Annotated in this window: 27 protein-coding genes; 8 read left to right on the top strand and 19 right to left on the bottom strand. The window is 57.3% G+C overall.

The window, feature by feature from the left end; genetic code table 11:
• Positions 1-14: 14 nt before the first annotated feature.
• Positions 15-338 (bottom strand): thioredoxin family protein, encoded by a 324-nt coding sequence (locus AAC01S_RS03290; RefSeq protein ID WP_067618733.1) that lies wholly within the window; start codon positions 336-338, stop codon positions 15-17.
• A 188-nt stretch (positions 339-526) separates the two neighbouring features.
• Here AAC01S_RS03290 and AAC01S_RS03285 point away from each other — a divergent pair, with 188 nt between their 5' ends.
• Entirely contained in the window at positions 527-682 is a 156-nt protein-coding gene (locus AAC01S_RS03285) for a hypothetical protein (RefSeq protein WP_157071029.1), read from the top strand.
• 130 nt (positions 683-812) lie between these two features.
• Here AAC01S_RS03285 and AAC01S_RS19530 read toward each other — a convergent pair whose 3' ends face one another.
• Positions 813-980, bottom strand: a complete 168-nt coding sequence (locus tag AAC01S_RS19530) for a hypothetical protein (protein ID WP_169793998.1) — start codon at positions 978-980, stop codon at positions 813-815.
• Positions 981-1,329: 349 nt separating this feature from the next.
• Here AAC01S_RS19530 and AAC01S_RS03280 point away from each other — a divergent pair, with 349 nt between their 5' ends.
• On the top strand, positions 1,330-1,626 hold the full coding sequence (locus AAC01S_RS03280; RefSeq protein WP_067618727.1) for a 4a-hydroxytetrahydrobiopterin dehydratase: 297 nt from the start codon (positions 1,330-1,332) through the stop codon (positions 1,624-1,626).
• Positions 1,627-1,698: 72 nt separating this feature from the next.
• On the opposite strand, the gene AAC01S_RS03275 is transcribed toward AAC01S_RS03280, so the two are convergent.
• From AAC01S_RS03275 to pruA, 5 genes are all read right to left on the bottom strand, one after another.
• Entirely contained in the window at positions 1,699-2,199 is a 501-nt protein-coding gene (locus tag AAC01S_RS03275) for a staygreen family protein (protein WP_245630057.1), read from the bottom strand.
• 96 nt (positions 2,200-2,295) lie between these two features.
• Positions 2,296-2,769, bottom strand: a complete 474-nt coding sequence (locus AAC01S_RS03270) for a low molecular weight protein-tyrosine-phosphatase (protein ID WP_067618902.1) — start codon at positions 2,767-2,769, stop codon at positions 2,296-2,298.
• A 49-nt stretch (positions 2,770-2,818) separates the two neighbouring features.
• The gene (bshB2, locus tag AAC01S_RS03265; RefSeq protein WP_067618720.1) at positions 2,819-3,508 is read right to left on the bottom strand and encodes a bacillithiol biosynthesis deacetylase BshB2; all 690 of its coding nucleotides are present in this window, start codon (positions 3,506-3,508) and stop codon (positions 2,819-2,821) included.
• 4 nt (positions 3,509-3,512) lie between these two features.
• Positions 3,513-3,881: a YojF family protein gene (locus AAC01S_RS03260; protein WP_067618713.1), complete on the bottom strand. Its 369-nt coding sequence runs from the start codon at positions 3,879-3,881 to the stop codon at positions 3,513-3,515.
• An 88-nt stretch (positions 3,882-3,969) separates the two neighbouring features.
• Complete coding sequence (gene pruA / locus AAC01S_RS03255) at positions 3,970-5,508, bottom strand: L-glutamate gamma-semialdehyde dehydrogenase (RefSeq protein WP_174520818.1); 1,539 nt, start codon at positions 5,506-5,508, stop codon at positions 3,970-3,972.
• Between the two features lie 139 nt (positions 5,509-5,647).
• Between pruA and AAC01S_RS03250 the strand changes: the two genes are divergently transcribed.
• Entirely contained in the window at positions 5,648-6,160 is a 513-nt protein-coding gene (locus tag AAC01S_RS03250; RefSeq protein WP_067618708.1) for a cupin domain-containing protein, read from the top strand.
• Here AAC01S_RS03250 and AAC01S_RS03245 read toward each other — a convergent pair.
• Entirely contained in the window at positions 6,147-6,593 is a 447-nt protein-coding gene (locus tag AAC01S_RS03245; RefSeq protein ID WP_067618705.1) for a GNAT family N-acetyltransferase, read from the bottom strand. The genes AAC01S_RS03250 and AAC01S_RS03245 overlap by 14 nt on opposite strands.
• A 62-nt stretch (positions 6,594-6,655) precedes the next feature.
• Between AAC01S_RS03245 and AAC01S_RS03240 the strand changes: the two genes are divergently transcribed.
• Entirely contained in the window at positions 6,656-8,062 is a 1,407-nt protein-coding gene (locus AAC01S_RS03240; RefSeq protein WP_067618703.1) for an MFS transporter, read from the top strand.
• Here the strand turns inward: AAC01S_RS03240 and AAC01S_RS03235 are convergent, their stop codons facing one another.
• Entirely contained in the window at positions 8,063-9,115 is a 1,053-nt protein-coding gene (locus AAC01S_RS03235) for a LacI family DNA-binding transcriptional regulator (RefSeq protein WP_067618700.1), read from the bottom strand.
• A gap of 226 nt (positions 9,116-9,341) precedes the next feature.
• Between AAC01S_RS03235 and AAC01S_RS03230 the strand changes: the two genes are divergently transcribed.
• Both AAC01S_RS03230 and AAC01S_RS03225 read left to right on the top strand, forming a co-directional pair.
• On the top strand, positions 9,342-10,547 hold the full coding sequence (locus AAC01S_RS03230) for an AGE family epimerase/isomerase (protein WP_067618697.1): 1,206 nt from the start codon (positions 9,342-9,344) through the stop codon (positions 10,545-10,547).
• A 29-nt stretch (positions 10,548-10,576) separates the two neighbouring features.
• The gene (locus AAC01S_RS03225) at positions 10,577-11,761 is read left to right on the top strand and encodes a glycoside hydrolase family 130 protein (RefSeq protein ID WP_067618696.1); all 1,185 of its coding nucleotides are present in this window, start codon (positions 10,577-10,579) and stop codon (positions 11,759-11,761) included.
• Between the two features lie 70 nt (positions 11,762-11,831).
• Here AAC01S_RS03225 and AAC01S_RS03220 read toward each other — a convergent pair whose 3' ends face one another.
• The 5 genes from AAC01S_RS03220 to AAC01S_RS03200 form a co-directional block, all read right to left on the bottom strand.
• Entirely contained in the window at positions 11,832-13,040 is a 1,209-nt protein-coding gene (locus AAC01S_RS03220) for a helix-turn-helix transcriptional regulator (protein ID WP_083511473.1), read from the bottom strand.
• A 173-nt stretch (positions 13,041-13,213) separates the two neighbouring features.
• A complete protein-coding gene (locus AAC01S_RS03215) occupies positions 13,214-15,364 on the bottom strand; it encodes a HelD family protein (RefSeq protein ID WP_067618694.1) in 2,151 nt (716 codons plus the stop codon).
• A 72-nt stretch (positions 15,365-15,436) separates the two neighbouring features.
• Positions 15,437-16,408 (bottom strand): magnesium/cobalt transporter CorA, encoded by a 972-nt coding sequence (corA, locus tag AAC01S_RS03210; RefSeq protein WP_067618692.1) that lies wholly within the window; start codon positions 16,406-16,408, stop codon positions 15,437-15,439.
• A gap of 64 nt (positions 16,409-16,472) precedes the next feature.
• On the bottom strand, positions 16,473-17,708 hold the full coding sequence (locus AAC01S_RS03205; protein WP_067618690.1) for a multidrug effflux MFS transporter: 1,236 nt from the start codon (positions 17,706-17,708) through the stop codon (positions 16,473-16,475).
• A gap of 84 nt (positions 17,709-17,792) precedes the next feature.
• On the bottom strand, positions 17,793-18,701 hold the full coding sequence (locus AAC01S_RS03200; RefSeq protein WP_245630050.1) for an SGNH/GDSL hydrolase family protein: 909 nt from the start codon (positions 18,699-18,701) through the stop codon (positions 17,793-17,795).
• Positions 18,702-18,901: 200 nt separating this feature from the next.
• Here AAC01S_RS03200 and AAC01S_RS03195 point away from each other — a divergent pair, with 200 nt between their 5' ends.
• Positions 18,902-20,164: a beta propeller repeat protein gene (locus tag AAC01S_RS03195; RefSeq protein ID WP_067618687.1), complete on the top strand. Its 1,263-nt coding sequence runs from the start codon at positions 18,902-18,904 to the stop codon at positions 20,162-20,164.
• A gap of 30 nt (positions 20,165-20,194) precedes the next feature.
• On the opposite strand, the gene AAC01S_RS03190 is transcribed toward AAC01S_RS03195, so the two are convergent.
• Complete coding sequence (locus AAC01S_RS03190) at positions 20,195-20,734, bottom strand: cysteine hydrolase family protein (RefSeq protein ID WP_067618684.1); 540 nt, start codon at positions 20,732-20,734, stop codon at positions 20,195-20,197.
• A gap of 126 nt (positions 20,735-20,860) precedes the next feature.
• Between AAC01S_RS03190 and trmB the strand changes: the two genes are divergently transcribed.
• Positions 20,861-21,514, top strand: coding sequence for a tRNA (guanosine(46)-N7)-methyltransferase TrmB (trmB, locus tag AAC01S_RS03185; RefSeq protein ID WP_083511472.1), 654 nt, complete (start codon positions 20,861-20,863; stop codon positions 21,512-21,514).
• 34 nt (positions 21,515-21,548) lie between these two features.
• On the opposite strand, the gene AAC01S_RS03180 is transcribed toward trmB, so the two are convergent.
• From AAC01S_RS03180 to AAC01S_RS03165, 4 genes are all read right to left on the bottom strand, one after another.
• Positions 21,549-22,994, bottom strand: coding sequence for an aldehyde dehydrogenase family protein (locus tag AAC01S_RS03180; protein ID WP_157071028.1), 1,446 nt, complete (start codon positions 22,992-22,994; stop codon positions 21,549-21,551).
• A 73-nt stretch (positions 22,995-23,067) separates the two neighbouring features.
• Positions 23,068-24,213: a Gfo/Idh/MocA family protein gene (locus AAC01S_RS03175; RefSeq protein ID WP_067618681.1), complete on the bottom strand. Its 1,146-nt coding sequence runs from the start codon at positions 24,211-24,213 to the stop codon at positions 23,068-23,070.
• 5 nt (positions 24,214-24,218) lie between these two features.
• A complete protein-coding gene (gluQRS, locus tag AAC01S_RS03170; RefSeq protein WP_067618678.1) occupies positions 24,219-25,181 on the bottom strand; it encodes a tRNA glutamyl-Q(34) synthetase GluQRS in 963 nt (320 codons plus the stop codon).
• Between the two features lie 76 nt (positions 25,182-25,257).
• Positions 25,258-26,109: an MBL fold metallo-hydrolase gene (locus AAC01S_RS03165; RefSeq protein WP_245630049.1), complete on the bottom strand. Its 852-nt coding sequence runs from the start codon at positions 26,107-26,109 to the stop codon at positions 25,258-25,260.
• Between the last annotated feature and the right edge of the window lie 178 nt (positions 26,110-26,287).

The following is a 26,287-nucleotide window of genomic DNA, read 5'->3' as shown; positions in this document are numbered from 1 at the left end:
CCACTGAAACCGATTCACTTTTGATACGCTGAATCGAGGAACGCTTCCACCTGTTCCTTGGACTTCGCGTCGCGACTGAACAGCCGCGCCACTTCCTGACCGTTTTCATACGCGATAAAGGTGGGTATGCCGAGAATTTGCAACTCTTCCCCTAAATCAGGCAGTTCGTCGCGATTCGCCCGCGCCAGCGTAAACTCCGACGCGTATTTTTGCTCCCATTCGTCGAAATAAGGCTCAATTCGGCTGCAATCCGGGCACCAGCCCGCGTAAAATTCAACCATCACGCGACCTTCTTTCGTCGCGTTGCGATATTCGTCGTTCGACTTCAAATGCAACATGCTTCTCCGCCCCCTCTTGCGCCTATTATACCGCGAAGTCTGGCTCGGAAAAACCAAGCTCTCTGGGCCGTATCGAAAACATCTCGGGAAGTTTCCAATTTTGGCGAATGTCCAATCCACTCGTCGAACATGCTGTCTCGAAAATCCATATGATCGAAGAGAGTGTCGAAACCGAGGAGGTGTTCCTGGTGAAAGTGAATACGTTCATCAAGCTGGGTTCACTGGCATTCAACGTGGCCCGAGACGAGAAAGTCCGCGAACTTGTCAAGATGGCTCACACAGGTGCAAAACGCCGGGGCTTATTTCAACCCCCAACGAACAATTGGTATCGATCCAACCGTTGAACCGTGATCGACCCGCACGCGTTCTGCAAAAAAAAAATGGACGGACAAACGTCCGTCTAAGTAGGAGTGGCGTGGACAGCCAATGCAGCAGCAAGCGGCTAGGAGTGCCGCAGGTCGGCTCCCGCCCGTCTCAGGGCGAGAGCCGGCGAAATGTCAAGATCAATTGATCCCGATAACGCCGTATATCGACGATCTCAATTTCCTTCCTCTCAACAGCGTCCTTCAATTCACTCATCATCAAAAGGTTTTTCGCTTCATCCGTTTGCGTAAAAATCACCGTTTCGAACGGAGGCTCCATGCTCATCTGCCTCCCAATCCACAACCGATGCTGAAACTGCGTTGATCCATCCGATATGTAAAGAATACGAAGCTGTACGCGATCCGTCAATCGAATATGTAACAAAAACTAACATAGCCAAAAAGAATAAAATTCGACATGTTAACTTATTTGCATTTTCGATTGCATGTCCCTTTCTCAATTGGGTAAGTACTGAGTTCCATTCGATTTGGGTTGAATTCGGAGATGTCGCGACGACCGGGCAGACCGGGCAAGGCGGAAGATGCCCATTTGGTCAAATCTCACCGCGGCGTTACACTGACATTATGCTTTGTGAATATGCGTGAATACACGGGAAAGGAGGAGTATGATGGACCGACTTTCTGAAGAAGAGATTGCATCCAAGCTGACCTCACTGCCGACGTGGACAAAAAACGGCAAGATGCTGGAGAAACGGTATCGCTTTGGTTCGTTTTTCGACGCGATCCAATTCGTCAATCGCGTCGCCGAATTGGCGGAACACATGAACCACCACCCGTTTATATCCATTGACTATAAAGTGGTCAGTATCAGATTGACCTCCTGGCATGCGGGAGGCCTGACCGTGCTGGACTTCGATCAGGCCGCCATGCTCGATCAAATCTACGACAGCGACGGCGTCCATTGAGTCGAAGCGAGCGGGCGCCAGCCAGAACTCCAGGTGATCCGCTCCGCCCGATTCGTCCCGCTCGCCGTAGCGCTACTTCCGAAACACAGATTTCCAAAGGTCGGCTCTGTTATAGTCGCGCCAACGCCCGAACGACTGCACCTGGTTCCACTTGTCGGTGTCGCTGTGAAATTCGACCGTGACCTCGGCGTCGTCCAGGATCGGCATCGTCTGCGCCAAGCAGGCGTCCGCGTAGCGAACGGCGTACAGAGCTGACGGAAGATCCCGCAGAAACTTTCGGTAGCGCATCGCTGGCCGGCCATAGACGCGGCCGCCGCTGACGTGGACGTGAAATCTCAGTTCATGTTCAGACAGCCACTCGCCAACGATTTCATCGCGCATCCAGCGGGTGTATCTGCCAGAGATTTGCTGCTCGTTGTACCGCGATCCGACGCTGACATACCAATGTCCAGTGCGGACCGATTTGGTAACCGTGTATTTGCGATCCTCAAGTGGTCCTGCAGGTGTAGCACCATCCAAAAAAGCTACGTGGACGCGATTCGGATGCCACTTTGCGTGACGTTGCAGTTCCATCACAATTGATGCCTCCACAGGGTGACGTTCGCCCATGTATATGCCATCGCGGGCGCAAACGTCACTCGGCGGAACTTGCGAACCTAACCTGCAAACCTACGCGCGTTCGGCGAGATCGCGTTCGATCCGGCGCAACAAAGCCTCGCAACCCGCCGTGACAAGCTCATAGACGTGATCGAAGCGGCCGTCGTAGTAAGGGTCGGGCACCTCCTTGACAGGGGCGTCGTCGACGAGATCGAGCAGGCGAAATACCTTGTCCGAAGCGGGAGCGCCGAGCCGTTCCAACGCGCGCATGTTGTCGTCATCCATCGCGACAACATAATCCGCTTCCTGCAGCTCCTGACGCGTGACCTGACGGCTGCGGATGGTTTCCCACTCGATGCCCTTCTCAGTCAACACTTTCTGCGTGCCGCGATGCGGCTTCTCTCCAACGTGCCAATCGCCGATGCCTGCCGAATCCACGTCGATCACGTCCAACAAGCCTTTGTCGGCGACCATTTTGCGAAAGACAGCCTCCGCCATGGGAGATCTGCAGATATTCCCCAGACAAATAAACAACACCCGCACCATCTGATTCACCCCGGCTCCAGCGTACAAAGCGGCTTATCCAATCCGCAATTCAGTCTTCAATAGGAACCACCCAGTACCGCTCCGTGCTCAAGCTCGCAATGACCTCCGCGCGAGCTTCCGGACTGCTCGCCATCTGTTCCTCCATCCTGGCGAACAGACCTTGATACTGCGACTTGTGCGCCTTCATCGCAGCCATTTTTTCTTCGAACACCGACGATACATCAATGACGAAATCCGGCTTGCCGACAACCTCTTCTGCGTTGCGCACGACGACAGAGCCCCAGACGACGGGCCGCTCTTCCTTCGGCAGCCGCTTCACCGCAAGGACGGTTGCGTGTGAGAGTGCGTCGTGATCGGGATGGACGCCGTACTTCGGGTAGTAGGTCATGATGATGGATGGGTTGACTTCGCGAATCACTTCTTCAATCCGATCCGCCACGTATTCCGGGTCCTCGAACTCGACGGTCTTATCCCGCAGGCCCAACAACCGCAAATCGCCAACACCCAGGGCCTTGCAGGCATCCTCCAGTTCCTTCTTGCGGATCTTTGGCAGCGTCTCGCGATTGGCAAACGGCGGATTGCCCATGTTTCTGCCGAGTTCCCCGAGCGTGCCGCAGATCAAGGTCGCTGGCGTACCGGCCTTCGTAAACAACAGAACGGTTCCCGCCTTGCCGAATGATTCGTCGTCCGGGTGCGGAAACACGAGCAGCAAATGACGCGTCTTTTCCACTCCGCTCATCGACTCACTCCTCCTCAAGGGCGCTCATCGGCCAAGGCGTGCGCGACAACTGCAAGGCGACCGCGAGCCGCCCTTCCTCGTCGTGGCCAGCCATCAGCAGACGCCCTTGTCCATCGATTTCATAATCCGTGAGCCCTTCCGCGTAGATCCAACCAATGTCCATCTTCAAGCCGACGCGATACGGTTTCGATCCCGTCACCTGAGCTCGTTCAAACGTCACTTTGCCGTTGCGGATATAGGCGCACACAGCCATCGGTTGACCAAACCGATGGGCAGCGTATGCGCCGTTGGTCGTTTCCAGGTGCAGATAGACCTCTTGTCCAAGAAACTTGTCCAATGCGGCTTGAACCTCTTCGATACGAATGGGTTGCATACATGTCCCTGCTTTCACCTTGAAAGTGCTTCGGTCAACCGTGCAGCGCCCGGCGGACATGACGCCATCCATCCGCCGGTCCGTCCGATTACAACGCTTCTGTGACCGTCTTCGGCTGCACGAAGTTCAACAGATAATCCGGGCCGCCCGCCTTGGCGTCGGTGCCTGACATGTCGAAGCCGCCAAACGGCTGAATCCCCACCAGCGAGCCCGTGCACTTGCGATTGAGATACAAATTGCCGCACTCCATGTTGTATCTTGCGTACTCCAAGCGCGATCGCAACTGCGAGAACACAGACCCCGTCAGCCCGTACTCTGTGTTGTTAAACACTTCAATGCCTTCTTCGAACGAATCGACCTTGCAAATCGCCAACACTGGGCCAAAGATCTCTTCCTGCATGATTCGGGCCGTCGGCGCGACATCGCCAAAGATGGTCGGATGGACGAAGTACCCCACCGAGTCGTCGTACGTGCCGCCAAGCAGCAACTTGCCTTCCTGTTTGCCGATCTCGATATATCCCGTGATCTTGTTGAACGCCGCGGCGTCGATGACTGGGCCGACATCGCAGTTGTCCGCAGCAGGCCCGACCTTGAGCTTGCGAGCCAGTTCGAGGACGCGATCGACGACCGTGTCGTAGACGTCCTTGTGAATGATGGCCCTCGATCCAGCCGAACACTTCTGCCCTTGGAAACCAAAAGCCGATGCGACGATGGCGGCTGCCGCCTGTTCGAGATTCGCGGTTTCATCGACCACGATGCCATCTTTGCCGCCCATTTCCGCGACAACCCGCTTGATCCACCGCTGTCCCTCCGACAGACGGTGCGCTGTTTCGTCAATGTGAAGCCCCGTCTTTTTCGATCCCGTGAACGAAATGAAACGCACGTCGCGATGCGCGACCATGAGATCGCCAATCTTCTCCGGCGGACCCGGGACGAAGTTGAGGACACCGGGCGGCAGCTGAAGCTCGCGCATGATGTCGACAAACTTGGTGGCCATGACGGACGAGAGCGGCGACGGCTTCAACAAAATCGTGTTGCCCGTAACGATGGCCGCCGCAGCGGTGCCCGTCAGGATGGCCAACGGGAAGTTCCAGGGTGGAATGACAACGCCCACGCCCAGCGGCAGGTACATGTACCGATTGTCCTCGCCTGGATATGGAACGACCTCCCGGCCTTTGCCGAGTTCAATCGCCTGCCGAGCGTAGTACTCAAGAAAATCGATCGCTTCGTTGACATCGCCGTCCGCCTCGGCCCAGTTCTTGCCGGATTCGAAGATCTGCCAGGCCATCAGTTCTTCTTTGCGGCGGCGCATGATTGCGGCGGCCCGCAGCAAGTACATCGCGCGCTCTTCAAACGTTGTTGCGCGCCAAGTCGTGAACGCTTGCTTCGCGGCTTTGATGGCTTGCTCGATATGGTTCTCGTCAGCTTGTGACACATAGCCCACGACTTCCGCGTGCTTCGCTGGGTTGACGGACGCAAGCGTCTCATCCGTAAAAATTTCTTGCCCGCCAATATACAACGGGTACGTCTTGCCAAACTGGCTCTTGACCTGGTTCAGCGCTTCCTGCAGCCGCTCCTTGTGCGGCGAAGCGGTGAACTGAATGGTCGGTTCGTTGCGATATGGCATCAGAGTCACGTGTCACGCCTCCAGACAAATTGTGCGATAATAAAACGACCCGATTTCAAACTCTATCGTGCCAAACTTGACTACTGAAATGCAAATACCGAGCGCCGGCAATCATCCTGCATGACATGGAGGACCGCACGTGGACGCAAACTACTGGATTGAAACGCTTCAACTCGAACCACATCCGGAAGGCGGCTTCTACCGGGAAACGTATCATTCCGCGTCCTGGATGGAAGACGACGCGACCGTCCAGCGATACGGCGACAGGCGCAGAAGCGCGACGTCCATCTACTTCCTCCTGAGGTCAGGCGACGTTTCACACTTCCATCGACTGAAATCGGACGAGCTCTGGTATTTTCACGCGGGCGATCCGCTGGACGTGCATACCATCGATCCCGCTGGCAACTACCGTCGACTCGGCCTCGGCTTGTGTCAATCCGCCGGCCAAGAACCGCAACTGCTCGTCCCGAAAGGTCACATCTTCGGCTCCAGTCCGCAGGCGTCGACCGCTCCTTGCGAGGGGTATTCACTCGTCAGTTGCATGGTCACTCCGGGGTTTGACTTTCGAGATTTCGAACTGTTCCAGCAGGACCAGTTGCTCGAACTCTATCCCAACCAGGAACAGATCATCCGGCGCCTTACGCTTCCTTGAGGCGCTTCCTCATCTTCACGTGCAGAATGCCAGCGTCGTAAAAAGGCTCCGAGCTGATGGTCTGGTAGCCCAAGCCCTGGTAGAAGCCTTCCGCGTGACATTGCGCGTCGAGAACCGCGTAGGCATAACCGCGATCGGCCGCCATCGCTTCGACAGCCTCCATCACTTTGCGGCCGAACCCTTGTCCACGGTAATCGGCACGGACCGCGACGCGCTGAATTTTCGCCGTTTGATGGTCGTACGGCTTGAAGCGGGCGGTCGCGACAGGGGTGTCGGCATCGTCGACCAGGTACAGGTGGTTTCCGACGCCAACCACGTCTTGATCGTCGATTTCCTCGGCGATCGGCACGTTCTGTTCGTCGACAAACACCTCTTTTCGAATCCTCAAACAAACGTCCAAATCCTCTTGAGTACGGACATGAACCACTCTCATGCTGTAACCTCCACATCTTCATGGCACGGGGGTATAATGTGGTGATGCAAGGAGGCGCTGGTATGTCAACGACGACCCCCGCGCAGGCGTCTCAAATCAGTGGGCGCCGCCGCGGTTTATTTTTGCTCACCATTGCTCTTGGAGTTCTCCTCAATCCACTCAACTCGTCGATGATCTCGGTCGCGATGACCAAGTTTCAACACGTGTTCTCGGTGAATTTTACCACAGCTTCTTGGCTGATCTCGTCCTATTATTTGGCCAGCGCAGTCGCGCAGCCCATCATGGGAAAATTGGCGGACCTCGTAGGACGAAAGGCTTTATTTCTCATGGGCTTGTCGATCGTCGCGCTGTCCTGCGCCCTGGCGCCGTTTTCCCCAAGCTTCGCCTGGTTGATTGTCTTCCGCCTGATCCAATCGTTTGGCAGCGGCGCGATTTATCCGGCAGGCATGGGCATCGTGCGCAATGTCATCACGGAGCGCCAGTCGCAGGCCCTCGCGCTGCTCGCCGTGTTTTCATCCGGGGCTGCCGCGTTCGGTCCCTCCGTCGGCGGCTTGATCATGCGATACACCGATTGGCAAGGAATTTTTTGGGTGAATTTTCCCTTCATCGTCGCGAGTTTGCTGTTGGGGTGGTGGCTGCTCCCATCCGATCGGTCCGATCATACCGGTCGCGAGCAACCAGACGGCGGACGGCCGCGGTGGGCTGGCTTGGTCGATCGCATGGATGTGCCTGGCATCGCGCTGTTCACAATCGGGATCGTCACGAGCCTGTTCTTTCTGTTGTCCTTGAGCGATGTCATTCGTTGGTGGCCTTTGCCGGTGGCGATGGTCTCGTTCGGGCTCTTCGCCTGGCGGGAAAGCCGTGCGCGCGAGCCGTTCCTCAGCCTGCGCTTCTTCCGGGCAAACCGCCCATTGACCTGGGTGCTCGCGCAATTCACGGTGGTCAACGTGATCTTTTACTCGGTGTTCTTCGGCATGCCCACCTACCTCGAGGAAGTTCGGCATTTTGACACGCAGCAAACGGGACTGCTCATGCTTTGCATCGCCGGGTTCAGCCTCATCACATCGCCCATCACAGGCCGCTGGGTCAACCGAAGCGGCTCTCGTCCGCCGCTGCTGCTGGCTGCGGTTTGCATGGTGGTTGGCAGTGTGTTGTACCTGACCATTCGTACGCATTCACCTGTCGGTTGGCTGATTGTCGTGCTGTCGGTGCTCGGCTTGTCCAACGGGTTCAACAACGTGGGACTGCAGACTGCGCTGTTTCGCGTATCTCCGAAAGACGTCATCTCGACGGCGTCCGGTCTGTTTCAAATGGCTCGGTACATGGGCACCATCCTATCGACCATCGTGCTCGGCCTCGCGTTTGGAGCGCATATCAGCACATCTGAATTGCACAAATTGGCCATCGTGTTGGCTTGTCTCGGCGTCATCGTCCTTGTGATGAGCTTGCGTCTGCCAAAACGGGCTTGATCAGGGCGTGACAGACGATACCGAATTGCGCAGGACGACGTGTCCGCAGAGCAGGAGTTTTTCCTGTGGCGCATCCCCATTTTCAATGCGGTGGAGAAGCAGATCGACCGCGCGGGAGCCCATCCTTTTTTTGTCCACGTGCACCGTCGTCAACGCCGGCGTCACTTCCAGCGCGTCGTCGATGTCGTCGAAACCAGTCACGGAGACATCGTCTGGAACGCGAACGCCAATGGTCTGCAAAGCGCTCAAGAGCGCGATGGCAATGGAATCGTTCGCGCATACGAAGGCCGTCGGAAGTTCCGCGTCGCGCATCATCTGGCTGCCAATGCGCGACAAGTGCGCGACGTGCTCGTCCCTGGAGATCCCGAGGTTCGCGAGCAAGTCCGCGCGTTGGCGAAGCGGTATCCCATGATCCTCGACCGCCGTGCGAAAACCGAGCCAGCGTTGGCGAAACGACTCCGAATACGATTGATCTCCGACGAACTGGATCGACCGATGGCCCTGGCCAATCAAATAGTTGGTCATTTGCCGCGTAGCATCATAATTGTTGAAAAAGATCGTGTCACAAGGCACGGACTCGTCTTCGTGATCAACCAAGACGAACGGGATGCCGAGCTTCCGAATCTCCAACAGAAGCGAGGTCCCAACCAAACCTACGCCGACGATGCCGAGCACACCTGCAGGATTCAGCACGTTGAGGAAGTTTTCAGGCGAGTGCTCCGTGACGAGAATGGTTCCGAGCCCGCGTTCCGCGACGGCACCTGTGACGCCATCGACAATCCTCCCCCAAAATGAAGACGCGCGGTTTTGCATCCGCACGTTGGGCAGCAGCACAATGATGGTGTTCGCCCTTCGTTGTCCTTTGACCATCGGCGCGCGCGGCGTCGAATGGGTTTTCTCCTGCAGAAAATAGCCAAGTTGCGTAGCAATTTTGACAATTCTCTCGCGCGTTTCTTCACTCACACCAGACTGTCCAGACAAGGCCTTCGAAACTGCGTACTTAGACACCCCGGCTTGCATCGCAATCTGTTGCATGGTCACTTTTTTGGCCACGTGGTCGCTCCCCTATCCGAAAACAGATCTCATCTACTTGTTAGCCTAACAAACACACGGAAGTACGTCTACTCATGCTCGACGTCCTCGCACATACCAGCCCCAATACGTTTTTTTCAAATCAGCCATCATCGCTGCGATTCGGATGAAAAGGCCAATTGTGCCCAAGGGTCTGTTAGCTTATGATTATTCGTAGTTATCCTAACACTATAGGGAAGGTGACGCAGTGCAAGCAGAACGCGAAGGTGAACTTCTTCGTTCCCGAATGACGACGGAAGGAGAACGGATTCTCGATTGGTGGCGCAAACGCGTCATGAACGACGACGGACAATTCCACGGCGTCGTCGAGAACGATGGAACGCCTCACCCCGCCGCGGATCGCGGCGTGATCTTGGCGACACGCATCCTGTGGACGTTTTCGCGGGCCATCACGACGGGATTTCAGCCGATTGACGCAAATCGTGTCGTTGCCGACCTCGCGTACAGTTTTCTTCGCGAGTATTTTTGGGACGAAGAGAACCTTGGATTCTATTGGCTGCTCGACGGTGACAATCACCCAATCAACCCTCGCAAACATATCTACGGGCAGTCCTTCGCCATCTACGCCTTGTCCGAATACTACGTGGCTTCCGGCAACGTCGAAGCGTTGACCACGGCCCAACTTACCTACCATCTCGTCGAACAATACGCGGCGGATCCGCTGCACGGCGGCTATTATGAATCATTTACACAGAGTTGGGAACCTGACACCGACTTGCGTCTTGGTTCGGAGGATTTGAACGAAGCGAAATCCATGAATACACACCTGCACCTCCTGGAAGCGTATACCCGACTTTACCAGGTCTGGCCCAACCATCGTCTGAGAACCCGGTTTCATCATCTGTTGAACGTTGTCCTGGATCGAATTGTCGATCCCGAATCCGGTCATTTCATCCTATTCTTCGATGCCGACTGGACGCCGAAGAGCGACATCGTCTCCTATGGGCACGATATCGAAGGCTCCTGGCTGCTGTACGAGGCGGCGGAGGCCTTGGACGACAAAGCCGTGATCGAGCGCGTGCGCCAACTGGCCATGAAGATGGTCGACGCGACTCTGGCCGACGGAATCGACACGGACAGCGGCGTGTTCAACGAAGGGCGAGGAACGCAAATCATCGACAGCGACAAGCATTGGTGGCCGCAGGCCGAGGCCGTCGTGGGTCTCGTCAACGCCTACCAACTCTCCCGAAATGAAGCGTATTTGCAACGGGCTGCCGAAGTGTGGAACTTTATCGACGCAAAGATCCTGGACAAGGCACATGGAGAATGGTTCTGGAAAGTGGATCGCGACGGCAATCCGGATTTGACCAAGTACAAGGTTGAACCGTGGAAGGGCCCCTATCACAACACAAGGGCCTGCATGGAAGTATGGAAGCGGCTCGAGCACGTTTGAGGTCCGCCCAACATGGAGGGATACAGTCGATGAACTCGATATACGAAACCAGACGCCGACGCATCGAAGGCGAATATCAAACGCTCATCGAGCGCCCCAATGTCCCCGTGTTTCAAACGCATGGGTGGTACACGCGATATGAGCATCCGGTCCTCACAGCCGATCACGTGCCACTCACATGGCGCTTCGATTTCAATCCGTCAACCAACCCCTTTTTCATGGAACGGCTTGGCGTCAATGCCGCGTTTAATGCCGGCGCCATCGAGCACGACGGCAAGATCCAGATGGTCGCGCGGGTGGAAGGCGTGGATCGAAAGTCGTTCTTCGCCATCGCGGAAAGCGAAACCGGCATTGACGGCTTTCGCTTTTGGGACACGCCCATCGTACTCCCGGAGACCGACGATCCCGACACGAACGTGTACGACATGCGCCTCGTCAAACACGAAGACGGCTTCATCTACGGACTGTTCTGCACGGAACGGCGCGATCCCGCAGCTCCCCCAAGCGATCAATCTGCGGCGATTGCCCAGTGCGGCATCGTTCGGACGAAAGATTTTATCTCGTGGGAACGGCTGCCGGATCTCGTCACGAAGTCCCCGCAACAGCGCAACGTTGTGCTGCACCCAACCTTCGTCAACGGCAAATACGCGTTCTACACGCGGCCGCAGGACGGTTTCATCGATACCGGGAGCGGCGGCGGTATCGGATTTGGCCTGGCAGCCACGATGGACGGCGCAGTGATCGATCACGAAGTCATCGTCGACGACCGGATCTACCACACCATCAAAGAGTCAAAAAACGGCCTCGGCCCCGCGCCCATCCGGACCAAGGACGGCTGGCTGCACCTTGCACACGGCGCTCGCAACACAGCGTCCGGCTTGCGCTATGTGCTCTACCTCTTCCTGGCCGATCTCGACGATCCCGCCAAGGTGATTGCCCGCCCCGGCGGCTATTTCATCGCCCCGGTCGGAGAAGAACGCGTCGGCGACGTGTCGAATGTGACATTCAGCAATGGCTGGGTGGACCGGAAAAACGGCGAAGTGTTCATCTATTACGCTTCGTCCGACACAAGGATGCACGTCGCGACGTCGACCGTCGAACAGTTGCTGGACTACGTGAAAAACACTCCTGAGGACGGACTCCGCTCGGCAAAGAGCGTGGAAGCGAGAATGTCGCTGATTGAACGCAATCGACAGTATTTCAGCCGGCGCTGAGGCGATTGCATACGCTACAAAAGAGCTGCCCGCCGGTTCTCCAGGAACCTTGGCGGGCAGCCTCCACCACTTATTCTGTCTCTTGCGACCCGAGCGACTGGCGAACCGCTCTGTCACGGAAGGCCTTTGGCGTCAATCCTACCTGTCGCTTGAACAACTTGTTGAAATACGTTGGATCCGGATACCCCACGTGCGCCCCCACTTCGTAGGCTTTCAAATGAAAATCGTGCAGCAGCATATCTTTCGCCTTGTTGAGCCGCGTCTGCACGATGAATTCGCGAATCGTCATGCCAGTCTCACTCTTGAATCGCTTGCTCAGGTAACTCGGGCTCAAAAATACGCGGGCTGCCAATGAGGTCACGTCGAGATCCGAATCGAAATTCGACTCGATCACGTTGATCACCTGGCCAATTTGCAGACTGTGCGCCGAGGTCACAGCCTCCTCGCGCCCTAAGACGATGAGCAGCGAATGTTTGACGTGATCCCGCCAGTCCCACCATTTGGGGCATGTCTTGGCAGCATATTGAAGCCACTGGCGCGTCGACAGTGGCATATGCAAAAGCCTGTCCCGACCAGCTCCGGCTTTCAAGCCAACGGCCGTCAACAAGATTTGGGACGATAGTTCAGCCACGTCTTCGAGGCGAAGACCAACCTCCGCAATGTGGCAGAACATCTGGTCCACCACAGAACTCGCGCCTTCGTAACCCCTGTCGTCGAGGGCCGTGATGAATCTTCCGAGAAAACGCGTTCGCTCCTCGTCGGACAGCGGCGTGAGTTCCGCCGTCGGGTAGGAAAACGACTCGTCGCGGTACATATTCAAATGACTTGCCTCGGTCGACTGGATCACACCCGTCCACCAATGAGACAAATCGGTTTCCACAAATGGATAGCTGACCCCCACCAATGCGCGGGCAGAAGACAGCCGCGATAAACCGGCTTCAAATGAAGCCATCGCGCGTTCCGCGGAAAACGTGGAGAAGGTGATCACGTACGTGTTCGAATCGCAGGTGAGCACATGTGCGCAATCCAAACCTACGGATTGCATCTGTGTCAAAAATGGGTAGATTGGAATCACCTGCGAGCTTCGTATCGTGCAAAGCAGCAGTTCCTTCCGCTCATGAACCCTATTCAACACTTTCGATACTTCAGAATAATTCACCTCGATGGGTTTCAACTGCAGCGGATCCCATGAGGACGTCGGCCAAGTTCCCTCAAATGGCCCTGGTGAATCCCCTATCACGTTGCTGCGAGTTCGTTTCGGTACACGCAAGTTCACCATATCCCTCCTCTCAAAAAGGGACATACCAGGCTATGAAAACGGTTTCTTGACTCCTATTATAAAGAAGAACGGCAAAAAGAGGGAGCCTTTTTTTGCATAATTATTGTTTTTATATAGTCTGGTTTGCGAAACAACATAGAGGGATGGCCCAATTGCGCCGTTATGTCCAACCGCTACTTGGACAAAACGGGCGCATCTTGGATTAAAGACGATTTCGCATCTGCATGAAGGATTCGAAGTCGATGCAGTGCGCGCGTACATCCCACATACAGCAGCTTGGCGGAAAGAGGAGACGCGTCGTAGTTCTTTTCGTCGACGTCCACCAACAGGACGCTGTCAAATTCCAAGCCCTTCGCCAAGTAGATGGGAACCACGGAGACGCCGCCGCGATATTCTGTCTGCGACGCGTCAATCAAATGCGCGTCCAATCCCGCTTCCAGGCACGCGTGGTGGTAGATGTGCGCCGACTCCTCCGTTCGCGTCAACAACGCGACGGTATTTGCCGTCTTTCGCAAATCGTTGACTTGGTCGACTGCGGCTTCCAGTCGATCCCGCCACGACACCTGGCGTACCGTCACAGGCTCGCCGCTTCTGAACACAGGCTTCGCTTCGATGAAGCCCGCAAACGGACGGATAATGTGGTTGGCGAATTCGATGATTTCCAATGTGGATCGGTACGACACATCAAGCTGATAATATGCCGCTCCATCCGGAAATTGCGTCAAAAAATCGTTCCAGTCGTCGATCCCGTGATACGTATGGATGCTTTGCGACAAATCGCCAAGAATGGTGAACGACTGGCTTTGGCAGTACGCCCGAAGCACGTGGAGCTGAACAGGAGAAAAGTCCTGGGCTTCGTCGATGACGACGTGATCAAACCGATCCCGAGGATCAATGCCGTAGAAAGTCTGGTGAATGAACAGCAGAAGCGCCAGATCCTCCAACTGAACTTCCGGACGCGCGCCGTGCTTGCGAGGAACGCGGATACTTTCGGAAGACAGCCCCTGCGACGCATCGAGAAATTGACGGTAGACGGTCAAGGCGTTCAAATCGGGCCACAGGCGCTCGTATTGACGAAATGCGCTCGTCGCCAGTTTCCTACGCTCCTTCTTCGCCGTCGGTTCGACATCCTTCAGCGCAATCTCGATGGAACGCTTCACCCGCGCCAGCGTCCGCTCCATGCGAATGGCGACTGGGTAATTCGCGTATTCCTGATGGAACCACGCCGCGACGGTTTCCGAACGAAGCAAGTGCCCATCCCATGCGGAAAAGTCAACATCAGGAACGACATCGCACTCCAGTTCGCGCAAGAACGTTTCGAGCTCGCGCAGCGTGTCCAATCTGCCTTTTCGCCGCACCTCGTCATAGACGGCCTGCTTCGCCGTGCTCGTCTGCAGTCCGAACCATTCCCGCAGCCGTTTGCCCTGATCTTGCAAACCCACCTGGAAGTCGAGCAGCCTCAGAGCCCACGCCGCAAACGTCGTTTGCTGGATCCCTCCGACGCCCAGTTCAGGCAGCACTTCTGATATGTAATCGACAAACATCGCGGTTGGCGCGAAAATCACCATCTTGTCCGCGCGGATTCGGTCTTGATGCTGATACAGCAAATAAGCCAAGCGGTGAAGTGCGACCGTGGTCTTTCCACTTCCCGCGACGCCTTGAATGACGATAGGTAGATTTCGATCCGCCCGGATAATTTCGTTTTGCTCCGCCTGGATGGTTGAAACGATGTCGCGGAGCCGGCTGTCCTTGTTTTCGCCCAATCGATACAGAAGGAATTCGTCGGTGATGGCGTCTTGATGCTGTCCGTCCACGTAACTGTCGACCACCCGCTGCAGTTCGCTGTCGCGGACGACGATGTTTCGTTTGAGTCGGACGACGCCTCTCACCCGTCCGTCCGGAGCGTCGTATTCCGCTTCGTTTCCTTGGCCGTTGAACGAGTAGAACATGCTGGCCGCGGGTGCTCTCCAGTCCAACACGAGCCGCTCCGCTGTGTTCGGATCATCGATACCGCGCTTTCCGATATACAACGCTTCGAATTGATTCGCCCCGGATTGCGCGAAGTCCAATCGCCCGAAGTACGGTTCGCGAGCCGCCATCCGAAGGCTGCGGCGCCGCTCGCGTTGAAGGGCTTCCACGGCCGCGTCCGCCACCTCGTCGGCGGTCAAGGCCTCGTCAGCGTCTTCGTCGTCGTCCGCTTCAAACACGGTGAGGCCTTCTTTTCCCAACTGCTCCGCAATTCTGTCAAGCACAAAAGCAAGGCGTCCGCGTTCTTCCTCCATCGGATCGGATGCAGCATGATGATTCACATTGGTATCCGACATGCCTGTTCCTCCATCGCTCAAGTGTCATGAAGTTTCATCATAACACAGGTTCGACAAATCGACCACATGCGGCTAAATCCAGTTTCGCTTGCGAAATACCCGGATCATCCAGAACCCAAGGCCGACCATGAATACGACAATCGCGGCTGTGCACCACCACGTGTGTTGAAACGGCAAAGGAACGTTCATTCCCCACACCCCAGTGATGAGCGTGAGTGTCGCCGTCAGCGTGGTGATGATGGTCAAGACGCGAATCGCTTCGTTCGTCTGCGCCGTTCCGTACGAAGAATACGTGTCCATGGCACTGCTGACCAAATCGCGGAATACTTCAATAGAGTCTGAAATTCGTTCCAGATGGTCCGTCAGGTCCATGTAGTACGGCAGATTTTCCTTGCGCACCTCAAACGTGTACCGCGTGCCCAAATTGGAAAAAATCCTTCGCTGCGGATCGATCGCGCGCCTCATCATGACAATGGTCCGCTTGAGCGAAAGAAATTCTTCGGTGATGGCCAAGGCGGGATGCTCATAGATCTCGACCTCGAGTTCGTCGATACGGGCCGAGATGCGCTCGATGATGGGAAAATAGGTGTCCGTGATCCCGTCGACGATGGCGTACAGCAGATAATCCGGGCCCTTGGTCATATAGTGCGGTGATTGCCGCGACACGTCGGCGATGCGGCCAATCGAAATGATGGGCTTTTTATGTACAGTCACCACATAATTTTTGCCGAGAAACACGTTCAGCTCTTCGCTCGCAATTTCGGGATCGCTGTCCTCGTTGTAGCGAAGAGCGTGCAGTTCGAAGAAGTCGTATCCTTCGTAACGGTCGACCTTGGAGCGGGGAGAGTCGTAAATACAGTCCTCAATCGCCAAGGCGTGAAACGAGAACAATCCACCCAACCACTGCAGATCGCGCGGCTGCCAATCAAACAGATCCACCCACAGGAGATTGTTCTCATCCGCAAGGAGGGTTTGGAGTTGAGTCAAATCCACGTCGTGGTGCATCGACGTGTCACTGTGGCGATAAAAGTAGGTCTTGATCATTTGGCTCATCTCCTTGCGATGACTTACACACTACCTACAAAGGTATGAGGTCCATTCGCGAAGATCAAGTCGAAGGCGATACCAATCTCCGATTTCGTACGGCGGTCACGCTGTACCAGACGAGCGCGCCGACGTCGGCGACGGCAATGACGATACCCATCGACAGGCCTCCCGAGCTCTGTCCGCCCAAGCCAGCGAGCGGAGACGCGATGGCGCCCAGAAACAATTGCGCCACGCCAACCAAGCCTGCCGCGCTGCCCGCGACGCGCGGATGGTTTTGCAGAGCCAGCGACAGCCCGACCGTCGAGACAATTCCAACGCTGGACACGAGGACGAACAGCGAAGGCAGGACCAACGGCAGCCCCAGGCCGAACAGCAGGCTCGCGAACAATGCCACGCCGCCCGCAGCAGCCGTAGACAGTCCGGTGACGAAAATTCGATTGTTGTTCAGCTTTCCCGCCAGGGCCCCCGTCACCTGGGAAGCGACGACGATGCCAACGCCGTTGGCCGCAAAACAGACGCTGAACCATTGCGGCGAGAGTCCAAAAATCTCCTGCAGGACGAACGGAGAGCCCGATATGTAGCCAAACATCGCCGCCATGACAAGGCCTTGGGACAGAGCGTAGGCGACGAACACGCGATCCGTCAGCAGTTCCCCGAATCCCCGCAACGTCCCTCGCAAACCGCCGACTGTTCTTCGATCATCCGCCAACGTTTCAGGCAAAAACACGGCAACCATCAAGGTGAGCAAAACGCCCACAGCGGCCAAGATCAGAAAGACGCCTCGCCAGGACGTGAAACGAAGCAACTGCCCGCCGATGACGGGCGCCAACACGGGTGCAGCTCCGTTGATCAGCATGAGCAGCGAGTAGAAACGCGTCAGCGCCGTACCTTCGTAGAGATCGCGGACCACGGCCCGGGCGATGACAATCCCTGCCGCACCGCAGATGCCTTGCAACAAACGAACTGCGACCAACATCCAAATGGAAGGCGCCAAAGCACAGGCGAAGGAGACCACGGCATATAGAGCCAAACCCAACAGCAAGGGTCTCTTGCGTCCGCGCGCATCGCTGAGCGGCCCCGCGAACAATTGGCCGATCGCCAAGCCCAACAGGCACGCCGTCAGGCTCAGTTGCGCATCGGACGTCGTCGCGTGCAATTCATGGGCCATCGTCGGCAGCGCGGGCAGATACATATCGATGGACAACGGCGCGATGGCTGTCAACGTGCCAAGAATCGCGGCCATACGCAACCGTCCGAGCGCGCTGGTCGGTGCGGCAGTCATGTATTGATGATTCATGAAACCAAAACTCCTGTCACGCATAGCTTATGTTTCTCAATTTTTCGAGAGGTAAATCCGGTTGCAACGAGGTGGCCGCGACAGTCAATTCGAATTGAGATTGACAATCTGCTGTCCCAGCCACCAGCTGATGGATTGCCAACCTTGGGGCGTATCGATGGTCTTCATCACCGGCGCCAGCTTCAGGGCCAACTCGCCCTGCTGCGCCAAAACCTGCTGCCCCTGTGCCGTCGGATGGACGTCGTTTTTCAAGATGTAGGCATGATGTCCGTGGAACGCGTCGTACGCGTCCGCGACCGCAATGCCGTCTTGCAGCGCGATTTGGGCTATCTGCAGGTTTGCCGCCGTGATCGCCGATTCCGCCAAGAGGTACAACGCTTTGGCGCTGGATGGAATCGGATCGTAGAGATCATAGAGTACAATGGTCGCCTTGGGATTGAGCGCTTGTACTCGTTGAACAATCTGCGTCAAATTCTGTCCAATCGTCCCTACTGCCGCGGTCAATTGTGTCGCGAGTGTCTGTGCCTGATTGCTGGTCACGGTCGTCGGCGACGACGAAGTCAGCAGCGGCAGGGCGGGTTTCAGCAAATCGTTGCTGCCGATGTCGATGGTGATGACAGAAGCGTTCTGGACCGCCGCAATCGTCGTTTGATCGGTGTTCAAAGCGTTGAGCAAATCTGCCGTCGTCCAGCCAGGCACAGCCAAATCGGTGACGCTGTCGTGCACCTTCTGGCCAATCAAGTACGGGAAGGCCTTTTTGGACGGAGCCCGGTTGTTGCCAAGGTTGTAGCCATAGCTGATGGAGTCGCCGAGTGCCACCAGCGACGCCTGCTTGGCCGCCGCAGTGTGAATGGACGATTTTCCGGACAGCGCTTCGACGCGCGCCGATTGTGGATGCTGTGCAACGCCAGCCCGCGCAACAGCTGGCATCAACAACGTGCCGATGGACGTCAGTGCGAGCATCGCCTTGCCAAGATAACTTGTAAACTGCATAAATCGATCTCTCCCTTTCGCCACGGGCGACGATCACTCGAAGCATGAAAATACGTAAAATCTCTCCTGCACAGACGACATGACAATTCCACTGCCATTATACTTTTGATACGCCGGCCCTCATAGAGGATGGATGGAGTTACAAGAAGCAAGATCGGGGAGTATTTGGTATTCTATAGGCGTAGGGAGGTTGGGGCGACATGGCGACGCGCAGAACGAAAGGCTGGACAATGGTTGGAATGATGGCCGCAGTCTGCCTGATTCTCACTGGCTGTGCGGCGAAGCCTGCGGCACAGTCCATCGAACGGACTGCACAGTCCAATACGGCGCGCCATGCGGACTCGACCAAAACCATTTCGCACGGCAGCAGTACAGATACACATTCGCAGACGTCCGTACCCAAGTCCTTCACCAACTCGGTCCACACCATCGCGTCGAACATCCGCATGTTTGACGCGAATGACGGAATATCGTGGGGGTATCGCGGCGGCGCGTTTCATTTGTACGAGACGAACAACGGCGGCCTGACCTGGGCCGAGAAACGGGTTCCCGATTTGCCGACTGACCAAGTTTCCGCCAACGGCCCAGGTGGACCGGATTTTGTATACCCAGTCATCCTCAATTCGAAGATTTGGTGGTTCACGTGGATCGACGGTGGCAAGGCGCACGTGCTCTCCACCAACGACAGTGGAGATTCGTGGTCGATCTCGTCGTTCGCTGTGCCGGATGATGTTCGACAGATCGGCGGCGCGCAATTTGTCAGCCCGAAGGACGGCTGGATCCTGTGCTTCGGAGGCGGCAATGCCGATGCTGTCTCGAAGTATCTGTTTCACACGCAGACGTCGGGGAAATCCTGGACGCTCGTCAACGACTCGACGCGCGGACTCCCGCACAACGGAACCTCGACGATGATGGACTTTGGGGCCAATGGAAAGATGGGCGTGATCGCGACGGTGGATCCGACAACCCAGTCGATCGTGGTGGACGAAACGTACGATTCGGGCCTGCACTGGCACCTGACGACCTTGGATGCGCCGACGACCGGCTCCGAAATTCCGACCTTGCTGATGGCCCGCGCCATCAGCCCGCACGAATTCTTGATTGAAAGTTCCCTTCCGACCGCGTCGGGCAATCGCCTGTTGATTCAAAGCCAGTTCGATGGCGGCAAATGGATATCGAACTCTGTCGTCGTTGGACAGGTCCAGGCGGTCGCAAGCATCACGCCAGACTCCTTGGTGGTGCTGGAACGAAACAACCGCCGCGAGTGGATCATGCGTACCATCGACGGCGGCATCACGTGGTACACCGCCGCGACGCCGCTGCCGAGCACCATCGTCGGCGAGCACTTGATCTCGTTTGACATCGCCGATCCCGCGACGTGGTTCATCCTCGCCGAAGACGATCGGCTGACTCCGAGCTTGTTCAAGAGTCCGGACGCCGGGAACCACTGGTCGCAACTGTAGCGGCGGCTGTGGATTCCGTGTCGAATCGCATCAGACGATTCGACTGTGAAAGCAAAGTTCCATTTGCTTCAGAAACCGCTCGTGGCCATCCGTGAACGTCGCGCATCCATGGCGGTGGACGACCGTCGCGAAGCCTTCATCGTATGCCCCTGCCGCGGTGAGAAAGTCGCAAATGTCTGTGCACACTCCGGTAATGTGGACCGTTCCCACGCCTTCCGCCCTCAATCGCTCAGCGAGTCCCGTCCCATAAAACGCATTGTAGCTCGCCTTCGGAATCCACCAAACGTTGGACGCGCGCTTCGCGGATTCGTACCAGTCGCGCAGTCGTCCGTACAATTCGTGTCCCCACGTGCCTTCGACATTGTGAGGCGGCCATTCCTGGAAATGTCGATCTCCCTCGTGGTGCGTGTCCATACAGATGGCGACGATGCTGCCAGCTTCTCGCATGCGTTCAGCCAGGTCTGCGATATACGGGACGATCGCACGGGCGGGATCGCCAGCCGTGAGGCTTCCGCGCTCGTGCACGAAATCATTCGACATGTCGATGATCAACAAAGCTTCCTGCGGCATCGAAACGATCTCCTTTACTCAATAGGTTGAGTCGCGCGACAATTCAATCCGTCCCCCAGTCCGCCGCACACTTGCGCCCACAACGTCAACCAGATACCATGACGAAATGAAGCGAGGAGATTGTACATGCGATATCGTGGTGCACATAAACTGCCGCAATGGTTGGAGACGGGCGCGCCTATTCTCCTGGACAATCGAAAAGACGACGTAGAAGCTGCCCTGCGCGACGTCCATGGATCGATCTGCCTGGAAATCGGCTGCGGCAAAGGTGGATTTTTGCAGCAAATGGCCGCCTTGTATCCGGACTGGATGTTTATCGGCATCGACAAAATGCTGGCCGTTTTGGCCAAAGGCGCTGCCGGAGCCGTCGAGCGCAATTTGCCAAACGTCCTGTTCATCGCGGGCGACATTGTGTATATTGCGCCGAAACTGCCGCAGGGCGGCGTGGATCGAATCTTTCTGAACTTTTCCGATCCATGGCCGAGGCGGCGGCATCACGAGCGGCGGCTGACGCACGCCTCGAAACTCGCGCTGTACCAAGATCTGCTGTCGGAGCACGGCGTGGTCGAGCAGAAAACGGACAACCGCGACCTGTTTGAGTGGTCGATATCGTCGTTCTCAAACAATGGCTGGAACGTGGAACGGGTAGAGCGCGGCTTCGCCGTAGGCGAGCCGCTTCCGTCCAATCTTTCCAGCCAATACGTGCAAACCGAATACGAGGCCAAATTCCGGGCAAATGGACAACCCATCTACTACTTGCTGGCGCGGCCGCCGCGCTGATCGACCAATCCTTGGCTGCCAAGACGCGGAAAGGTCAGTCCAGCAACCCGCGGCGAAACGCAATCAACTTTGGCTCCATCATCTCGTACATCGCGTAGGAAACGCCTTCGCGCCCCACGCCGCTCTCCTTGACGCCGCCGTACGGCATGTGATCGACCCGGAAGGTCGGAACCTGATTGATGAGCACCGCGCCGCTCTCAATCTCGTCGGCCGCCTGCAACGCGTGCTCGACTGAATTGGTGAAGACCCCTGCGTTCAGCCCAAATTTCGACTGATTCGCCTTCGTCACGGCTTCGTCCCACGCTGCAACCGGCTCGATTACGACGACCGGCCCAAACGCCTCTTCCGTAAGCAGCTTGGCGTCGCTCGGGACGTTCGTCAACACCGTCGGCTCCATCACACGCTGCGACACCGTGCCGCCTGCGAGGACCTTCGCGCCAGCCGCCTTCGCTTCGTCAACCCACGCCGCGAGCCGCTGTGCAGCTTTATCGTTGATCAGCGCCGAGACATCGGTGTCCGCGTCCAGCGGATCGCCAATGCGCAAACTCTTGGCCTTGTTCACCACCAACTGTGCGAAAGCGTCGAACACATGTCGATGGACGTATACGCGCTGGATGGAGATACATACTTGGCCGCTGTACGAAAACGCGCCCGCCACGGTCTCGGCAGCGACGCGTTCCAACTGTTTGTCCGTCAAGCCGTCGTCGATCAAAAGCGGCGAGTTTGATCCCAATTCCAGGGTAACCTTGCGCAGTCCAGCCTTCGCCCGAATCAACTTGCCCACTTCGGGACTGCCCGTGAATGTCACATACGCCACATCTGGATGGGTGGTCAAGACGTCGCTCAACTCGCGGCCGTCGCCCGGCACGATGTTGAGCACGCCGTTCGGCAGTCCTGCGTCCTGGAAAATGTGCCCGAGAACCAACGCGGACAGCGGCGTCTGTTCGGCCGGTTTCAGGACGATGGTGTTGCCTGCGGCAATAGCTGGCCCAACCTTGTGCGCAACGAGGTTCATCGGAAAATTGAACGGCGTAATGGCCGCCACAACCCCCACCGGTCGATACACCGTGTAGGCGTGGTAATGTTCGCCGCGAGGGGCCGCGTCCAGCGGGATCGACTCCCCGCGCAGATTGCGCGCGGCTTCGGCGGCAAACCGGTACGTTTCGACTGTGCGCTCCAGCTCAACGCGAGCCGCCTTCAGCGGCTTTCCCGCCTCGCGCACAATGGTGTCCGCCAGTTCGTCTTTCCGTTCATCGATCAACTGGGCTGCCTTGCGCAAGATCTCAGCGCGCCGCCAAGCCGGTACTTCGCGAAACGATTTGAACGCTCGCGCAGCGACACGGATTGCGCGCTCCACCTGTTCCGGCGACGCGTAGCCAATTTTGGCAATTTCGTCATTGCTGTACGGCGACATGAGCGGCACGAGGCGGCTCGCCTCTTCCCAATCGCCATCGATCCACACATGCGTCTCTGCTCCCATGGAAATCCCTCCATCCTTCAGATTGCCCTTGCCAGACACCGTCAATGCGCACACATTGGCGTGTCGGTCGGCCCTACCTTGGCATATCGAGTCTGGGAACATCGAGTTTGCGGCCGCCTTGACGGCTCGAATCGAGCATCGCGCGCACGACCGCCTGCGCGTACACGGCGTCCAGGCATCGAGGCACCGGATAACCAATCTCCTCCCCTCGCACGCGTGCGAGAAACGCCGCCAAGGCGGTCGCGTGCAGGTTGAGATGGGCGCTCTGAGCGTATTTCGGTCCGATGGGCCGAATACAAGCGTGCACTTCCTGATACCCTTCTTCGATCTCGGCTCGCGGCAAAGACCCTCCGGCCGCCAGCGCAACGCTCGCTCCGGCGTATGCGTCAAGCGGCACGTGCAGGACGCCTCGCTCACAGACGAGATCGATCACATCCCGCTCCCGGCCGACGTGAACACGCGACACCTCAAGCGTTCCGACCGAGCCGTTCGCCATCTCGAGGAGGCAAGTCGTCCAGTCGTCGACCGTGACAGATTCGGTTCCGCCCGCTCCCGACCGAGCCGGAACAAACGTACGAGCCGTGGCCGCGACGGCTGACACAGGACCGAGCAGGAGGTGAAGCGCGTCAATCAAATGGATCCCAAGGTCCATCGACGCCCCGCCGCCCGCACTCGCTTCGCGCAACCGCCAGGCCATCTGTCGATCCGGATCCAAATAGCCGCCATGCAGCAACTCGGCGCGAAATGTCAACACGCGGCCGAGCGCGCCTGTCATGAGGATGCGGCGCGCTTCCATCACGGCGGGGTGGAAACGATAGATGAGAGCCACTTGCTCGACCATCCCCCGCTCCTTCGCCAATCTCGCCATCGCTTGCGCCTCGCTCAAATGGTGACTGATGGGCTTCTCGCAATACACGGCGAGTCCCGCTTCCGCTGCGGCCTCAAAAGCGGCCATATGGAGGTGGTTGGGCGTCGCGATCGACACAGCGTCAAGACTGGCCCTGCCGATCTCTTGCACGTCGCTCGTCACATGGCGGAACGTCTGCGCCGCGAGTCGACCGGACGCCGACTCCGGATCGCGGACGACCACGGTATCCCACTCGGCCCTTGGCGCTGGCACAGCCGCTGCGACGCAAAGTTGACTGGCCAACACGTGAATTCGCCCGATGTATCCGTATCCGTGCAGCCCCATGCGGACTGCGTGATCTTGTGGTGCCAATGAAATCACCTCATCGCGAGCATCGATTCGCATTCTTCCGTCAAACGGATGGGTTGATTCGGCAGCCGCTTCACGTCAAAGCGGGAGATCAACTCGCCAGGCGAAAGCTCTACCGGTTTGTCGCATAGACCCGCTAGAAAGGCCAGCACACCAACCACGCGCGACGCCGGCACACCGGAACTGCGAAGGTATGCGAGCGTGATGGACCGATCCCGTTTGCTCAACTTTTGTCCGTCGCGATCGACCACGAGCGGCACATGTACAAATGTAGGTTCCGGCCAGCCGAATGCCTGGTAGATGGTCAGTTGGCGCGGGGTCGACGACAGCAGATCGGCTCCGCGAAGCACGTCGGTCACCCCCATCGCCGCATCGTCCACCACGACGGCGAGCTGATAGGCGAACAGGCCATCCGCCCGCCGCACGACGAAGTCGCCGACGTCCGAGAGAGGAACTCGCTGCTGGCCATACACGAGATCGACGAAACTGGCGACAGCCTGGTCGTCCACGCGAAACCGCAGAGAGGGTTCCTTCGCCCGCCTGCGCGCCATCCGCTCGACGTCTGTCAATGCGCGGCAAGTGCCGGGATAGCGCGGTTCACCGAGCACATTGTGCGGCGCCGACGCGACCTGCAGCAGTTCCGCGCGGCTGCAGAAACACGGATACAGCCGACCAGCCTGTTCGAGAATCCGTATGGCCTCCTCATACAGCGATGTCCTGCGACTCTGTTCGTATGGTCCGCAAGGCCCACCGACATCCGGGCCCTCGTCCCAATCCAGACCGAGCCAACGCAGCTCATCCATCATCTGCAAGGCGTATTCCGTGCGGCATCGAGCCACATCGATATCTTCCACACGCAGAATGAGCTGTCCACCGACCGCCCGCATGTGCAGCCAAGCGAGCAGAGCCGTCAAGGCGTTGCCGAGATGAAGTTGTCCACTCGGCGTCGGCGCAAAGCGTCCTCGGCGCATGTTCTCACTCCTGGTTCCATAACCATTCTTCGACTGGGAGATGCCAATCCACGCTTTTGTCTATCGTACCAAAAATTCAATGAACATACTTTCCCGCGTCCGGCTTGGCCATCCAGTCGAAGTCCGCGGCCAGCCGCTCCAACGATTCGTCCAGTTCGGTTCCGAACATCGGACGGCCGTGACCCGTGACGGCCCAGGCCGGTTTCAGCGCTTGAAGCGTCCGCACCGAAGCTTTCGCCTGTTGCCAGTCTGTCGTGAAATACGCCGGTGGACCGTGAATCTCTCGCTTTTGCGACAGGACTGCGTACAGCGACTCCTGTTTGACGGTGGTGAACGCGTCCCCTGCCACCAGGGCCCGATCCCGCTCGCGAAACAAGGAGATATGCCCCTCCGTGTGCCCCGGCGTGTGAATCCACCGCCATTCCGGCAAGTGCGGAACCTCTCCGTTTGGTGGCAAAGCGCGGACGGCGTCGCCCAAATCGAGTCCACGCCGCGGAAAGAAGACCGACAGATAGCTGACCATGCCGCCGCCCACGGTCGGATCTGGCGGACGATAATCTTTTCGTCCCGTGAGGTATGGTAGTTCCAGCGGATGCGCGTAGACGGGTACGTCAAATCGGTGCGCGAGAGGAATCAGCGTGCCGACGTGATCGAAATGTCCATGCGTCAGGATGATGCACCCGGGCCGACTTCGCTCAAACCGTTCTTCGATCCGCCGCAGCAACTGTTGTTCCGTACCTGCCATGCCAGCGTCAATCATGACCCACTCCCCATCGCCGGCGTGCGGAGGACCAATGAACACGACGTTGGCGATTCGGCTCTGAACGTAGGTCACGTCGGGCAAAACGTCCTCGTCTGCGACCGTCTGATTCGATAGGTTGTGCTCCATCGACAGGTTGTGATCCATTGACTCCGTCGGATTGTCCATGCCTGACATCGTCTCCCTTTCGCTCTCTTCGCCATTCTAGTGTGTCGATACAGGCATACGGCGATACACCGCCTCGGAGCGGGACACATGTTGTGTATCCACGACTCGCGTGCGCATAAATTGAGATACAATGAACATAACCCGGTGAACAAAACCCGCAGATCTTATGAATCCAAGC

Origin of the sequence: Alicyclobacillus acidiphilus NBRC 100859 (assembly GCF_001544355.1) — a bacterium.
GTDB classification, from domain to species: Bacteria; Bacillota; Bacilli; order Alicyclobacillales; family Alicyclobacillaceae; genus Alicyclobacillus; species Alicyclobacillus acidiphilus.
Note: the sequence above shows the minus strand (reverse complement) of the source record. Positions and strands in the feature narration are given on the sequence as shown.